Genomic DNA, 13,809 nt, shown 5'->3' with positions numbered 1-13,809 from the left:
TGCGGCTTCACCTTCCTGCGCGGTGCCCTGACCGGCATCGCGTCGCATCCATTTTGAAGATCGAGTTGGACCCATGCATGAACTGAACGAGAACAGGCCGCCGATGCGCTGGACAGCGGTGTGCCTGGCCGTGCTGAGCCTGGCCGTGCCCCTGGCCGCCGGTGCCCAGGCCGCGGACGCGCCCGCGGCCGCCGCGCAGCCCGCGGCCGAACAAGCGCAGCGCAAGGTCGATGTCGTCGAGTACATCGTGCGCGGCAACACCGCGCTCGACGTGCGCGACATCGAGCAGGCCGTGACGCCCTTCCTCGGGCCCGAGCGCACGATGAAGGACATTGAGGGCGCGCGCGATGCGCTGCTGGCCGTCTACCAGGCCAAGGGCTTCCAGTCGGTCTACGTCGACCTGCCCGAGCAGCAGGTGACCGAGGGCATCGTGTTCCTGCAGGTCAACGAGACCCGCGTGGGCCGCGTGCGCGTGATCGGCTCCGAGTACACCTCGCCGGTCGACGTGCGCGAGCAGGTGCCCGCGCTGCGCGAAGGCCAGGTGCCCGACTTCAACCTGGCCCAGACCCAGCTCACCGCGCTCAACCGCGGCGGCAAGCGCCAGGTGATGCCGCTGGTCAAGCAGGGCGCGCTGCCCGGCACCATGGACGTCGACCTCAAGGTCGACGACGAGAGCCCGTGGCGCGCCAGCCTGGGCCTCAACAACGACTACAGCGCCGACACGCGCAAGCTGCGCGGCACCGCCTCGATCGGCCACGACAACCTCTGGCAGATGGGCCACAGCGCCTCGATCAGCTTCTTCGGTGCGCCGCAGGACCTGAACCAGACGCAGGTGATCTCGGCCTCGTACAGCGCCCCGATCCCCGGCACCGCCTGGGCGCTCGAAGCCTCGGCCTACAAGTCCGACAGCGCGGTCGCCACCGTGGGCGGCACCAACGTGCTGGGCAAGGGCCATTCGATCGGCTTCAAGGCCACCTACACCGTGCCCAACGCCGGCGACTGGTGGCACACGCTGAGCGTGGGCATCGACTTCAAGGACAACAAGGAAGCGCTGATGCTGGGCAAGACCGGCGACACCGTGCCGCTCAAGTACGCGCCCATCACGCTCGGCTACAACGGCTTCCTGCAGGCCGAGCGCAGCCAGGTCGGCCTGGGCCTGTCGCTGGTGACCGGCACGCGCAGTTCCTTCGGCTACGGCAGCGACTGGCAGGCCTTCGACTACAAGCGCTACAAGTCCTCGCCCAGCTTCATGGTGCTCAAGGGCGACCTGAACGGCAGCTACACGCTGGCTGGCGATTCGCAGATCGGCTTCCGCCTCTCGGGCCAGCTCAGCGATTCGCCGCTGGTGTCGAGCGAGCAGATCGCCGCCGGCGGCATGAACTCGGTGCGCGGCTACCTGTCGGCCGAGAGCACCGGCGACATCGGCCTGGTCGGCTCGCTCGAGTGGCGCACCAAGCCGCTGGACTGGCTCGGCCCGATGGTCGAGAACTGGCGCCTCTACACCTTCGCCGATGCGGGCCGGCTGCGCCTGAAGAGCCCGCTGGCCGAACAGCAGGACGGCTTCACGCTGGCCTCGGTCGGCTTCGGCACCACCTTCCGCGTCGCCGAGCGCCTCAACGGCCGCGTCGACGTGGGCTATCCGCTCAAGAAGGGTGCGCGCACCGAGAAGCACGACACCCGCATCAATTTCAGCCTGACGGCCAATTACTGACCGTCGGCACGACCCCTCGATCTTTCATCGTCATTCCTACGAGCTTCCGGAGAACTCTGTCATGCGACGCACACTATTTGTTCTGCTCACCTTGTTGAGCACGCTCCTGCCGGGCCTGGCGCACGCCTGGTGGCAGCCCGACTGGGCCTACCGCAAGCCCCTCACCGTCGACGGCGGCCCGCAGGCCGGCGCGATCGGCGGCGACGCCGGCCGCACCCCGGTGCTGGTGCGCCTGCACACCGGCAACTTCAGCTTCCAGGGCGTGAACGAGACCGGCGCCGACCTGCGCTTCGTCGCCGGCGACGACAAGACGGTGCTCAACCACCAGATCGAACAGTTCGACCCGCTGCTGGGCATGGCGCTGATCTGGGTCGACGTGCCCGCGGTCGGCGCGGGTGCGCCGCAGAAGCTGTGGATGTACTACGGCAACCCCAAGGCCCCGGCCTCGGGCAACGGCCAGCGCACCTACGACCCCGACTACACGCTGGTCTACCACTTCGCCGAAGCCAACGTGCCGCCGCGCGACACCACCGCCTACGGCAACCATGGCCAGAGCGCCGTGGTCAGCCTCGACGGCACCGTGATCGGCAAGGGCGCGCAGCTCGGCCGTGACGCGCTGATGCTGCCGGCCTCGCCTTCGCTGGCACAGAAGGCCGGTGCACCGTTCACCTTCTCGGCCTGGATCAAGCCCGAGCAGCTCGGTGCCCAGCAGGTGGTCTATGCCCGCCGCGACGGCGCCAGCGAACTCGTGATCGGCGTCGACCAGGGCGTGCCCTTCGTGCGCATCAACGGCCAGCGCAGCGCGCCCGGCCAGCCGATCCAGGCCGGCCAGTGGGCCTACCTGGCATTGAAGTCCGACGGCCAGAACGCCACGCTGTTCGTGGGCGGCCGTCCGACCGTCTCGCTCGCCGCCGCGATGCCGGCACTCGCCAGTGCCGCCTCGATCGGTGCCGATGCGGCCGCCGCCGCCACGCCGGCCGGCCAGGCCGCCGTGCCGGCACTGGCCGCCTTCACCGGCGCGATCGACGAAGTGCGCCTGTCGAAGGTCGCGCGCCCCGACGCCCTGCTGCTGGCCGATGCCGTGTCGCAAGGCGCCGAATCGCGTCTCGCCGTCTTCGGTGCCGACGAGCAGCAGGCCGGCAAGAGCCACTTCGGCTTCATCCTCGCGGCCATGCCGCTGGACGCCTGGATCGTGGTCGCGCTGCTGGGCCTGATGATGGTGCTGTCGTGGGCCATCATGATCGGCAAGGGTCGCAGCTACGGCGCCGCCTCGCGCGCCAACGCCGCCTTCATCGGCCTGTTCCGCGAAACCGCCGGTGCCCCGCTGGACCGCCTGGCCGTGAGCAACGCCGTGTCCGAGCAGGTCAAGGCCGACTCCTCGCTGTGGCGCCTGTACGAAGTGGCGGTCGACGAGATGCGCCGCCGCCATGACCGCGGCTACGACCTCAACTCCGTGTCGGCCTCCACCATCGGTGCGATCCGCGCCGCGATGGACGGCGTGATGGTGCGCGAGAACGAGCGCATGTCCAAGCGCATGAACTGGCTCTCGACCACCATCGAAGGCGCGCCCTACGTCGGCCTGTTCGGCACCGTGATCGGGATCATGCTGGTGTTCGTCGTGGCGGCCATGGCCGGCGCGGTGGACATCAACTCGGTGGCCCCCGGCATGGCCGCGGCCCTGCTGTGTACCGCCGCCGGCCTGGGCGTCGCGATTCCCGCGCTGTTCGGCTACAACTGGCTCGCCTCGCGCTCGGACGCCATCGGCGCCGACATGGCGGTGTTCGTCGACGAGTTCGTCACGCGCCTGGCCGAAGAGCAGGGCGAAGGCCGCTCGCTGCCGCAGGCCGCGCCGGCACGCAGCGCGCGCCGCGCCGGCATCGACGCCGACGCCGGCTGGACTTCCGCTCCTGGCCACGTGGCTGCCTGAGGCCGAGAGAAGACCATGGCCAACCCTGCCAAGTTCGGCACCAAGAAGCGCTCCGGCGGCATCAACATCACGCCCTTCGTGGACGTGCTGCTGGTGGTGCTGGTGATCTTCATCCTCACCAGCAACGCCAGCATCCCCGGCATCAAGGTCGACCTGCCGAAGGCCAGTTCCTCGATCGCGCTCGAGAAGCCCAAGACCAAGGCCATCACGGTCGACAACGCGGGCCAGCTGTTCCTCGACGCCTACCCGGTCTCGCTGGCCGAACTCGAGGAGCGCCTGCGCACCGAGAAGGCCCTGTCGCCGGACTTCCCGGTCATCGTGCGCGGCGACGCCGCGGTGCAGTACGCCAAGGTGGTCGAGGTGCTCGACCTGCTGCGCCGCATCGAGCTCAACCAGGTCGGCCTGGTGACCGGCAAGCCGAGCTGAGGACGTGCCCGTGAACCTAGCCCATCCAACCAGCCCGCGGCGGCCGGCGTCGAAGGACGCGGCCGGCCTGTGGCGTCGCTGGGGCGGTGTCGTCATCGGTGCGGTGGTGCTGGCGCTGCTGGCGGCGCTGGTCTGGTACCTGCTGTCCGACACGGCCAGCCAGAAGCGCCAGGTGGCCGACGCGCCGATGCTGATGCTGCCGCCGCCCCCACCGCCGCCGCCGCCCGAGCCCGAGAAGCTGCCCGAGCCCGAACCCGAGAAGGTCAAGCCCGACGTGGTCGAGCCCGAGCCGACGCCGATCGACAACAAGGAGCCGCCCAAGGACGACGCGCCGCCCAGCCCGTCGCAGGACGTGGGCGACCCGGTGACCATCGACGGCGCGGCGCAGGCCGGCACCGACGCCTTCGGCATCGCGGCCGGACGTGGCGGCGGCATGACCGGTGGCGGTGGCGGCGGCGGCCTGGGCAGCGGCTCCTACGGGCGCTACGTGGCCAATGCGCTGCAGCAGGCCCTGGCGCGCGACCCGCGCACCCGGCAACTGACCTTCGACGACATCCAGATCGACCTGTGGCTCGACGCGGCCGGCAAGACCACGCGCGTGCAGCTGGTGAAGAGCACCGGCAACCCGCAGTCCGACGAGGCCGTGCTCGCCATGGCCCGCGAGATGACCCGCATCGACGAGAGCCCGCCGGCCTCCGCGCGCTTCCCGATGCGCGTGTCCATGAAGGGGCGCCGGCCTTGACCGAGGCGCGCGGCACCCCGTCCATTCCATCCAATTTCCTGAGCAATCCGATGAACCAATCCAAGACTCTCCGACGCAGCGCGCAGTCGCTGGCGGCGGCCTCCGCCCTCGCGCTGCTGGGCGCGATGGGCTCCGCAGCCCATGCGCAGACCGCCGCCGCACCGGTGGGCGACAGCGCCATGGTGCGCCTGGTCCGCGGCCTGATGCAAAGCGGCACGCTGAGCAAGGACGTGGGCGAGGCGCTGCTGGCGCAGGCCCAGACCGAAGCCATGGCCGCGCAGCAGCTGCAGCGCCAGGCCGCGGCCGCCGCACCGGCGGCCACGGCCGGTGGCGGCCTGCGCGTCGAACCGGGCGACGTGCGCGTGCCCTACATCTCGCAGACCGTGCGCGACCAGATCCGCGACGAGGTCAAGGGCCAGGTCATGGCGCAGGCCAAGTCCGAAGGCTGGGCCGCGCCCAACGAGACGCCGGAGTGGAGCAAGCGCATCCGCGTCGAAGGCGACGTGCGCGTGCGCAACGAGTCGCGCAGCTACTCGGGCGGCAACTCCAACATCGAGATCAACTGGCCGGCCTTCAACGAAGGCAACGGCTTCGACGTCAACAACAACACCAACCTCGCGCTGCCCTCGCTGCTCAACACGCGCCAGGACCGCCGCAACCAGTTCCGCGCCCGCGCCCGCCTGGGCATCTTCGCGGACATCAGCGACCAGACCAAGGCCGGCATCCGCCTGGCCTCGGGCAGCGACGGCAGCCCGGTGTCGACCACCCAGACGCTGGGCGGCGGCCTGTCCAAGAAGAACGTCTGGCTCGACCAGATGTGGCTGTCGTACCAGCCGACCGAATGGCTCACCTTCACCGGCGGGCGCTTCGGCAATCCCTTCGTCTCGACCGACACGCTGTTCTCCAGCGACCTGAACTTCGACGGCATCGCCGCGCAGTTCGACAAGACGCTGGCCAACAAGGACATCTCGGTCTTCGGCACGCTGGGCCTGATCCCGCTCGAGTACTCGTCGGACAGCTTCCCCAGCCGCCAGCAGGACAAGATGGCCAGCGAGAACAAGTGGCTGCTGGGCGCACAGGCCGGCGCGCGCTGGAAGCTCGACAGCGTCAACAGCCTGCGCGGCGCGATCGCCTACTACGACTTCAAGAACACCGAAGGCAAGGTCTCGACGCCGTGCGCGCTGTATGCGGGCGCCGACAGCTGCAGCACCGACTGGGCACGTCCGGCCTTCATGCAGAAGGGCAACACGCTGATGCTGCTGCGCGACATCGCGCTCAACCCGCTGGACCCGGGCAACACGCCGCAGCCACAGTACGTGGGCCTGGCCTCGAAGTTCCAGCTGGTCGACCTGAACTTCCGCTGGGACACGCGCGTCGCGGGCAACGCGCTGCGCCTGGACGCCAACTTCATCCGCAACATGGCCTACGACAAGTCGGAGATGTTCGCCCGCGCACGCGGCGGCATCATCAACAACTTCGGCGGCTCGGGCGCCACCACCGAGGCGGACTTCCAGAGCGGCGGCAACGCCTACAGCCTGCAGGCCACCTACGGCAAGCCCACGCCCGCGGCCCGCGGCGACTGGAACGTGCTGGCCGGCTACAAGCGCATCGAACCCGACGCGCTGCCCGACGGCTTCAACGACTCGACCTTCCACCAGGGCGGCACCAACGCCAAGGGCTACTTCCTCGGCGCTTCGTACGCGATCGACAAGAACGCCTGGTTCACCGGCCGCTGGTCGGCGACCAAGCAGGTCTTCGGCGCGCCGCTGGCGATCGACACGCTGCAGCTCGAATTCAATGCACGGTTCTAAGGAGCGGCGCGTGAACACCCCATCGAATCGATCGCTCGCACGCTGGCGTCCGCTGGCCTGCAGCCTGGCCGCCGCGCTGGCCTGCGGTGCCGCACTGGCCCAGACGCCGCCGGGCCAGGGCATGGAAGAACGGCTGCGCGCGCAGCTGCGCATCACCACCGCGCAGCTGCAGCAGGCGCAGAACGAGCTGGCGCAGCTCAAGTCCGGTGCCGCCCCCGCGGCACCCGTGGCCGCGGCACCGGCGGGCGAAGTCGCCGAACTGAAGAAGGCGCTGGCCCGCGCCGAGGCGCAGCTGGGCGCCGAGCGCCAGGGCCGCGCGCAGGCCACCGAAGGCAGCCAGCAGGTCAAGGCCCAGGCCCAGGCCGCGACCGAGCGCGCCACCGCGCAGGTCGCGCAGTTCCGCAACGCCTACGACGAGCTGCTGAAGATGGCGCGCGCCTCGGAGGCCGAGCGCCAGCGCCTGGCCGCCGAGACGCAGCTGCAACGCACCGCGGTCACGCAGTGCGAGGCCAAGAACACGCAGCTCTACGCCGTGGGCCAGGAGATCCTGCGCGCCTACGAGACCGTGGACCTGGGCAGCGTGCTCGCGTCGCGCCAGCCCTTCGCCGCGCAGAGCCGCGTGAAGTACGAGCAGATCGCGCAGCAGTACGGCGACAAGCTCTACGAAGGCCGCTTCGACGCGCGCAGCGTGAGCGCGCCGGCGGCCCCCGCCGCGGCGCAGTGAAGCGACGCACCATGGTCCGCCGCCTGATCGACGTGCCGGCACCGACCCTGCTGCTGCTCGGCCGCGAATGCTTCGTCATGCTGCTGGGAAGCCGTGACGAACACCGCGGCCTGCAGCAGGAAGGCGCGGCCATGCCGGTGGCGAAGGCGCCGCGGCGGTCCCTGGTGTGGGTTGACAACGCAGTGAAAGAGATGAACCGAATGAAGAAGCAATTTGCAGTCCGCATGCCCTCGCTGCGTGCCGCGGCCGGCGTGCTGTTGGCCTCGTGCCTCGGCGCGGCGACGGCGCAGACCCCACCCCAGGCCTCGCCCGCGAACCCCGTGGTGGCCAGCCTGGGCGCGGTGACGGTCGGCCGGGCCGACGTCGAGCGCCTGCTCCAGGGCCTGCCCGAAGCCGAGCGCGCGGCGCTCAAGGACAACCGCGGCGCGCTCGACAACTGGCTGCGCCAGCGGCTCGCCAGCGAAGCGCTGCTGCGCGAAGCCCGCGCCAAGGGCTGGGCCGAGCGGCCCGAGGTCAAGGCGCGCATCGATGCCGCGGTCGACGAGATCACGCAGCGCATCGTGGCCACCAGCTACCTCGAATCGCTGGCCCAGCTGCCCGCAGGCTTCCCCTCGGACGCCGAGGTGAACACCGCCTACGAACAGGGCAAGGCCGGCTTCGCGCTGCCCGCGGTCTACCGCGTGGCGCAGATCTACCTGGCCGCCCCGGCCGGCGACGCGGCCGCGCAGGCCAAGGTGCGCGACGAAGCCCGCAAGCTCGCCACGCAGGCGCGCAGCGGCGATTTCGCGAGCCTGGCGCGCAGCCGCTCCGACGACAAGCGCAGCGCCGAGCGCGGCGGCGAGGTCGGCGCCTTGCCGCTGGCCCAGCTGCTGCCCGAGGTGCGCACGGTGGTGGGCAAGCTCAAGGTGGGCGAGGTCAGCGAGGCCGTGGCCTCCGACGCCGGCTTCCACATCGTCAAGCTGCTCGAGACCCAGCCGGCGCGCGTCGCCACGCTGCAGGAAATGAAGCCGCAGCTGCAGGCCGCGCTGCGCCAGCAGCGCCAGCAGCAGCTGGTGCAGGCGCACATGGCGGGCCTCGCGCCGGCCGGCAGCGTGACCATCGACGGCGCGGCCCTCGACGCGGCGCTGCGCCAGACCCCTTGATTCCACACCCTCTTCCTCACCTCTTCCGGAGACCCTTTCCATGACCGAAAAATCGACCCCCACCACCGCCGCGCCCGCGCTGCTGCAGAGCCTCAACGCCGCCGTCGTGACCGATGCCATCCAGGCCGCCGGCTGTGCCGTCACCGCCGTCGAACAGGACGGCGTGGTGCGCCTGCACAGCGCCAGCCACGGCATCGGCTTCCAGGTGCTGTGGGGCAACCCCATCGCCGCCGGCGAGTACGCCGACCTCACGCTGAGCTGCCCGCTGCGCGTGCAGGGCGGCACGCTGCCCGAGGGCGTGCTCTCGTCGTGGCACCGCAGCAAGCGCTTCGCGCGCGTGGCGCAGCACGGCGACTTCGTGGTGCTGGAGATGGACGTGGTGGCCGCCGGCGGCGTGGCCCCGGCCCACCTGGCGCTGTCGCTCAACCTGTGGACGCAGATGATGGGCCAGTTCTTCCTGCACCTGCGCAACTACAAGGCGGCTTCGGAAGCCGAAGGCGAGGCCCAGGCCGATGCGCCGGCCGCCGTGGAAGCCGCCGTCGAGGCGTGAGCCCCATGCGCCTCGCTGCCGGCGTGGCCGGGCCCCGGGCCGACGCGCCCTCGCTGCACGACACCAGCGGACCCGACTCGCCTGCCAAACGCGCGCTGCGGGCCGCCACGCAGCAGGCCCAGCGCGCCCAGCGCGCCGAGGCCGCGCGGCTGCGCCAGCGCGCGGCGCTGCTCGAACTCATGGTCCAGACCATGGCCGAACTGCACATCTCGATGGCCGAACTCAACGAGGCGCGGCGCCACTGGCGGGGGTAGGGTCCTACAGGGCGACGGTGCGTCGGCTCGTGCGCTGCGCCCGCTGCTCGACCAGCTGCTGGATCAGCGGTCCGAGCTCCTCCGCGAGCGGCACATGGTCGGGGCTGTCGTTGAGCAGGCCCGAGGTGGGCATGCCGGGTTCCTGCGCATCGCTGGGGCTCTGGACAATGCTGAGGCCGCCCGCGCCCTTGATGGCGATCAGGCCGTCGGTGCCGTCGTTGCCGCTGCCGCTCAGCAGCACGCCGATGACCTCCCGGCCGAAGACACGGGCCGCGCTCTTGAACAGGCGGTCGGCCGCCGGGCGTTGGAGCCGGACCTTCGGCCCGTCGTCCAGTTCCAGCTGGCCGGCCGCGTCGAACACCAGGTGGTGATCCGGCGGGGCCAGGTAGAGATGCCCGCGTCGCAGGGTCTCGCCGGCGTCGGCATAGGAGACGTCCAGCGGCGTCGCCTTCATCAAGGCCGCGGCCAGGGATTTGGGATGTCGTTCGTCGGGGTGCAGCACCACGACGACCGCGGCGGGGAAATTGCTGGGCAGGGCAGCAACCAGGCGCTTCAGCACGTCGAGCGCACCTGTGGCTCCACCGATGACGACCACGTCCATGGGCAGCTCCTGTTGCCAGGACCGCCCGCCTGCCGGGAGGGCAGGCGCATGACGCGAAATGCGTCTCGGCCTGGAATGTGAAGGCGAAGTTACATCGATGCACGCCCATCCCTTGTAGGGCGATGCCTACCTTCGCTGCCCCGGTGTGCGCGACTTTCGGGGCCTTCGTCACGCGCCGGTCAAATTGCGCGGGCAGCATGCGCTGCGACACCCGCCGTGCCTTTTCGCGGCGTCCCCCCTGCACCGCATGACCTCCCCCCGCCCATGGCAACCCCGGCTCCGCTCGCCTGCGCGTTCGCATTGGCGATCGGCATGAGCCTGGCGCTGGCCGGACCGGCGGCCGTGCAGCGGCCTGAATCCGCATCCTCGCGTGCCGCGGTCATGGCCTTCGACCTGCCGGCCCAGCCGCTGGCCGAAGCGCTCGAGACCTTCGGCGCGATGACGGGCTGGTCGGGCTTCTACCAGGCCGACAAGGTGGCGGGCCGGCGTGCACCGGCCCTGGCCGGTCGCTACCCGCCCGAGGCCGCGCTGCGCCTGCTGCTCGAGGGCTCGGGCCTCGCGGTGCATTTCACCGCGCCCGGGGCCTTCGTGCTCGAACCGGGGGGTGAGGCGGCCCCGGCGCCGGGCGTCGCGGCGGCGGCCCCGCGCGATCCGGTCTACGACGGCCTGCTGCAGTCCCGCGTGCGCGAGATCTTCTGCCGCGACGCGCGCACCATGCCCGACGGCTGGCGCGTGGCGCTGAGCTTCCAGGTCGATGCCGAGGGCCGCATCGCGCGCCCGATGCTGCTCGACAGCACCGGCGATGCCACGCGCGACGGCGCCATCCTGCAGGCCCTGCGCGAGGTGCGCGTGGGCCGTGCGCCGCCGGCGGGCCATTCGGCCGAGCCCTTCGTCATGCTGATCGTGCCACGCGCCCTGGCGGCCGCGCGCGACTGCGAGGCCCGATGAGCGAGAAGACCGGGCTGGGCGCGCTGCGCGACTTCATGCTGGGCCGCTACGAGGAGCTCAAGCGCCGGCTGACGCTGCAGCTGGGCAGCGCCGACCTGGCGGGCGACGCGCTGCAGGACACCTGGCTGCGCCTCGAAGGCGGCGCCGAATCGGCCGCGCCCGTGCAGTACCCGCTGAGCTACCTGATGCGCATGGCCACCAACGCCGCGCTCGACCGGCTGCGCGCCGAAGGCCGCTTCCTGGGCGGGGCCGAGGTGGAGCAGATCTTCGACAGCCTGAGCGACCCCGCGCCCGGCCCCGCGCAGACCGCCGAGGCCCGCTCCGAGGCGCAGCGCCTCGCGGCCGTGCTCGAGGAGATGCCGCCGCGGCGCCGCCGCATCCTGATCCTGATCCGGGTCGACGAGATGCCGCGCCAGGAAGTGGCGCGGCGCCTGGGCGTGTCGGTGAGCCTGGTCGACCGCGAACTGCGCCGCGCCCACGAGCATGTGACGGAGCGCATGCGATGAGGCCGCGCCGCAGGTGTGCAGTTTCGGCGCGCGAGAACCGTCTTCTGTCCATGCGCCCCGCGTTTTCCGTTTCACCCGTTGCCAGCCATGCCCGCGGAGCCGTCGATGCGCGCGCCTGAACTCGAGGCGCAGGCCCAGGCCTGGGTGCGCAAGCTGGCCTCGGGCGCGGCCCGGCCACGCGATGCGCGCGCGCTGAAGCGCTGGTGCGAGACCAGCGAGGCGCACGCCCAGGCCTTCCGCACCGCCCACGGCCAGTGGCGCGCGCTGCGCCCCGCGGCGGTGCTGGCCGGCCGACACGACCCCGAGCTCGCGCGGCTGCGCGCCGTCGACACGGCGTCGATGCCCACCCCCGTGCTGTCGCGCCGCCGCATGCTGGGCGGGGCCATGGCGATGGCCGTCACCGGCATCGGCGTGGCGCTGGTCAAGCCGCCGCTCGACCTCTGGCCTTCGGTGGAGGCGCTGCGCGCCGACATCCGCACCGGCGTGGGCGAGCAGCGGCGCCTCGCGCTGGGCCCGTCGGTCACGGTCGACCTCAACACCCGCAGCAGCCTCGCGCTGCGCGCCGCCGACGGACCGTCCGCGGGCATCGAGCTGATCGACGGCGAGGTGTCGGTCGATGCGGCGCGTGCCGCGCACCCCTTCACCGTGACCGCCGCCCAGGGCCAGGCCTGGACCACCGACGGACGCTTCGAGGTCCGCTGGCGTACCGACGGCATCTGCGTGACCTGCCTCGAAGGCCGCGTGCAGGTGGCGGCCGGCGGGCGCGAGGCCACGCTCGGGCCCGCGCAGCAGCTCAGCTACGACAGCCACGCGCTGGGCACGCCACGGCCGATCGACCTGGCCGCGCTGTCGCCCTGGCGCGAGGGCGTGCTGAGCTTCCGCCACACCGCGCTGACCGAGGTGGTGGCGGAGATCAACCGCTACCGGCCGGGCCGCGTGCTGCTGCTGGCGCGCGCGCTGGGCGACCAGCCGGTCAGCGGGCGCTTCGTGATCGCCGACCTGGACCAGGCGCTGGTGCAGATCCAGCGGCTGTTCCGGTTGGAGCGCACGGCGCTGCCCGGCGGGATCGTGCTGCTGGGCTAGGGCCCGAGCAGCGTGATCGCCAGCCCCGCGGCCGCGCAGGCCCCGAGCAGCGGCAGCACGCCGACCTTGAAACGGAACAGTGCGATGGCCGAGGCCGTGGCGATCGCGGCCGAGACGATGTCGAAGGGCCCGCCGAAGCCCTGGGGCCACAGCACATGGTGGGCGAAGAACAGCGCCAGGTTCAGGATCACGCCCACCACCGCCGCAGTGATGGCCGACAGCGGCGCCGTGAAGCCCAGCCTGCCGTGCGTGGCCTCGATGGCCGGTCCGCCGGCCAGGATGAAGACGAAGGACGGCAGGAAGGTGAAGAAGGTCACGACGCTGGCGGCCAGCGCGCCGGCCAGGAACAGCGCGTCCGGCCCCAGCACCTGCTTCAACCAGCCGCCGACGAAGCCCACGAAGGCCACCACCATGATCAGCGGGCCCGGCGTGGTCTCGCCCAGGGCCAGCCCGTCGATCATCTGGGCGCCGGAGAGCCAGTGGTGCTGCTCGACCGCGCCCTGGTACACATAGGGCAGCACCGCATAGGCGCCGCCGAAGGTCAGCAGCGCCGCCTTGCTGAAGAACCAGCCCATCTGCGTGAGCGTGCCCTGCACGCCCTGGACCGCGACCAGCATGCCCATGGACAGCAGCCAGAGGCCGGCGCCCACGCCCAGCACCTTGGCCAGCCGCGCGCGCGAGAAACGCGCATGGGGTGGTGTCGGCGTGTCGTCGTCGATCCATGCCGGGCCGTAGTGCGCGGACGCACGGCCGTGGCCGCCGCCGGGCGAGAACACCGCGGGCGCCCAGCGCGCGCCTAGGTGGCCGATCGCGCCGGCCGCCAGCACGATCGCGGGGAAGGGCGTGTCGAAGGCGAAGATCGCGACGAAGGCGGCCGCGGCGATGCCCCACATCCAGCGGTTCTTCAGCGCGCGGCTGCCGATGCGGTGCGCCGCGTGCAGCACCAGCGCGGTGACGGCCGGCTTGATGCCGTAGAAGATGCCGGCCACCGCCGGCACGTTGCCGAAGCGCAGGTAGACCCACGACAGCGCGATCAGGATGCACAGCGAGGGCAGCACGAACAGCACGCCGGCGACGATGCCGCCGCGCGTCCTGTGCATCAGCCAGCCGATGTAGGTGGCCAGCTGCTGGGCCTCGGGGCCGGGCAGCAGCATGCAGAAATTCAGCGCATGCAGGAAGCGCTGCTCGCTGATCCAGCGCCGGCGCTCGACCAGCTCGGTGTGCATGATCGCGATCTGCCCGGCGGGCCCGCCGAAGCCGATGAAGCCCAGCTTGAGCCAGAAGCGCAGGGCTTCTGCGAAAGTGACGGGAGGGGGCGCGGCAGGCGAGGGCGGCGCAGGGGGCGAGGCAGTGTCCACGGACGGCTCCGAAGGGGTCTCCAGCG

14 protein-coding genes are annotated in these 13,809 nt (G+C 71.6%); 12 read left to right on the top strand and 2 right to left on the bottom strand.

What is annotated here, in order from left to right; all coding sequences use genetic code 11:
- Positions 1 to 73 precede the first annotated feature (73 nt).
- From QTI20_RS23295 to QTI20_RS23255, 9 genes are all read left to right on the top strand, one after another.
- Complete coding sequence (locus tag QTI20_RS23295; protein WP_286553964.1) at positions 74 to 1,711, top strand: ShlB/FhaC/HecB family hemolysin secretion/activation protein; 1,638 nt, start codon at positions 74 to 76, stop codon at positions 1,709 to 1,711.
- Positions 1,712 to 1,772: 61 nt separating this feature from the next.
- Positions 1,773 to 3,638 carry a DUF2341 domain-containing protein gene (locus tag QTI20_RS23290; protein ID WP_286553965.1) on the top strand — a complete coding sequence of 622 codons (1,866 nt, stop codon included), beginning with the start codon at positions 1,773 to 1,775 and terminating at the stop codon, positions 3,636 to 3,638.
- 15 nt (positions 3,639 to 3,653) lie between these two features.
- Positions 3,654 to 4,064, top strand: a complete 411-nt coding sequence (locus tag QTI20_RS23285) for an ExbD/TolR family protein (protein ID WP_183028102.1) — start codon at positions 3,654 to 3,656, stop codon at positions 4,062 to 4,064.
- Between the two features lie 10 nt (positions 4,065 to 4,074).
- Positions 4,075 to 4,806 (top strand): energy transducer TonB, encoded by a 732-nt coding sequence (locus QTI20_RS23280; protein ID WP_286553968.1) that lies wholly within the window; start codon positions 4,075 to 4,077, stop codon positions 4,804 to 4,806.
- A gap of 50 nt (positions 4,807 to 4,856) precedes the next feature.
- Positions 4,857 to 6,617 carry a putative porin gene (locus QTI20_RS23275; RefSeq protein ID WP_286553969.1) on the top strand — a complete coding sequence of 587 codons (1,761 nt, stop codon included), beginning with the start codon at positions 4,857 to 4,859 and terminating at the stop codon, positions 6,615 to 6,617.
- Between the two features lie 10 nt (positions 6,618 to 6,627).
- Positions 6,628 to 7,341 (top strand): hypothetical protein, encoded by a 714-nt coding sequence (locus tag QTI20_RS23270; protein WP_286553970.1) that lies wholly within the window; start codon positions 6,628 to 6,630, stop codon positions 7,339 to 7,341.
- Positions 7,338 to 8,483, top strand: a complete 1,146-nt coding sequence (locus QTI20_RS23265; RefSeq protein WP_286574278.1) for a peptidylprolyl isomerase — start codon at positions 7,338 to 7,340, stop codon at positions 8,481 to 8,483. Before QTI20_RS23270 ends, QTI20_RS23265 begins: the two co-directional genes overlap by 4 nt.
- Before the next feature lie 40 nt (positions 8,484 to 8,523).
- Positions 8,524 to 9,033, top strand: a complete 510-nt coding sequence (locus QTI20_RS23260) for a YbjN domain-containing protein (RefSeq protein ID WP_286553972.1) — start codon at positions 8,524 to 8,526, stop codon at positions 9,031 to 9,033.
- 5 nt (positions 9,034 to 9,038) lie between these two features.
- Positions 9,039 to 9,287: a hypothetical protein gene (locus tag QTI20_RS23255; RefSeq protein WP_286553974.1), complete on the top strand. Its 249-nt coding sequence runs from the start codon at positions 9,039 to 9,041 to the stop codon at positions 9,285 to 9,287.
- A 4-nt stretch (positions 9,288 to 9,291) separates the two neighbouring features.
- On the opposite strand, the gene QTI20_RS23250 is transcribed toward QTI20_RS23255, so the two are convergent.
- Complete coding sequence (locus tag QTI20_RS23250) at positions 9,292 to 9,888, bottom strand: chemotaxis protein CheB (protein ID WP_286553975.1); 597 nt, start codon at positions 9,886 to 9,888, stop codon at positions 9,292 to 9,294.
- 264 nt (positions 9,889 to 10,152) lie between these two features.
- Here QTI20_RS23250 and QTI20_RS23245 point away from each other — a divergent pair, with 264 nt between their 5' ends.
- The 3 genes from QTI20_RS23245 to QTI20_RS23235 all read left to right on the top strand — a co-directional run bounded on the left by QTI20_RS23245 (position 10,153) and on the right by QTI20_RS23235 (position 12,425).
- Complete coding sequence (locus QTI20_RS23245; RefSeq protein ID WP_286553977.1) at positions 10,153 to 10,836, top strand: secretin and TonB N-terminal domain-containing protein; 684 nt, start codon at positions 10,153 to 10,155, stop codon at positions 10,834 to 10,836.
- The gene (locus QTI20_RS23240; RefSeq protein WP_286553979.1) at positions 10,833 to 11,342 is read left to right on the top strand and encodes an RNA polymerase sigma factor; all 510 of its coding nucleotides are present in this window, start codon (positions 10,833 to 10,835) and stop codon (positions 11,340 to 11,342) included. The genes QTI20_RS23245 and QTI20_RS23240 overlap by 4 nt, the downstream gene beginning before the upstream one ends.
- Before the next feature lie 105 nt (positions 11,343 to 11,447).
- Positions 11,448 to 12,425 carry a FecR family protein gene (locus QTI20_RS23235; protein WP_286553981.1) on the top strand — a complete coding sequence of 326 codons (978 nt, stop codon included), beginning with the start codon at positions 11,448 to 11,450 and terminating at the stop codon, positions 12,423 to 12,425.
- Here QTI20_RS23235 and chrA read toward each other — a convergent pair.
- Complete coding sequence (gene chrA, locus QTI20_RS23230) at positions 12,422 to 13,783, bottom strand: chromate efflux transporter (RefSeq protein ID WP_286553984.1); 1,362 nt, start codon at positions 13,781 to 13,783, stop codon at positions 12,422 to 12,424. The genes QTI20_RS23235 and chrA overlap by 4 nt on opposite strands.
- Positions 13,784 to 13,809: the final 26 nt, after the last annotated feature.

Origin of the sequence: Variovorax sp. J2P1-31, from assembly GCF_030317215.1 — a bacterium.
GTDB lineage: Bacteria > Pseudomonadota > Gammaproteobacteria > Burkholderiales > Burkholderiaceae_C > Variovorax.
This window is presented reverse-complemented; position numbering and strand designations above follow the sequence as displayed.

Coding starts and splice junctions, on each gene's coding strand:
- QTI20_RS23295 (WP_286553964.1), top strand. CDS start 74: ATGCATGAACTGAACGAGAACAGGCCGCCGATGCGCTGGACAGCGGTG.
- QTI20_RS23290 (WP_286553965.1), top strand. CDS start 1,773: ATGCGACGCACACTATTTGTTCTGCTCACCTTGTTGAGCACGCTCCTG.
- QTI20_RS23285 (WP_183028102.1), top strand. CDS start 3,654: ATGGCCAACCCTGCCAAGTTCGGCACCAAGAAGCGCTCCGGCGGCATC.
- QTI20_RS23275 (WP_286553969.1), top strand. CDS start 4,857: ATGAACCAATCCAAGACTCTCCGACGCAGCGCGCAGTCGCTGGCGGCG.
- QTI20_RS23260 (WP_286553972.1), top strand. CDS start 8,524: ATGACCGAAAAATCGACCCCCACCACCGCCGCGCCCGCGCTGCTGCAG.
- QTI20_RS23255 (WP_286553974.1), top strand. CDS start 9,039: ATGCGCCTCGCTGCCGGCGTGGCCGGGCCCCGGGCCGACGCGCCCTCG.
- QTI20_RS23250 (WP_286553975.1), bottom strand. CDS start 9,888: ATGGACGTGGTCGTCATCGGTGGAGCCACAGGTGCGCTCGACGTGCTG.
- QTI20_RS23245 (WP_286553977.1), top strand. CDS start 10,153: ATGGCAACCCCGGCTCCGCTCGCCTGCGCGTTCGCATTGGCGATCGGC.
- QTI20_RS23240 (WP_286553979.1), top strand. CDS start 10,833: ATGAGCGAGAAGACCGGGCTGGGCGCGCTGCGCGACTTCATGCTGGGC.
- QTI20_RS23235 (WP_286553981.1), top strand. CDS start 11,448: ATGCGCGCGCCTGAACTCGAGGCGCAGGCCCAGGCCTGGGTGCGCAAG.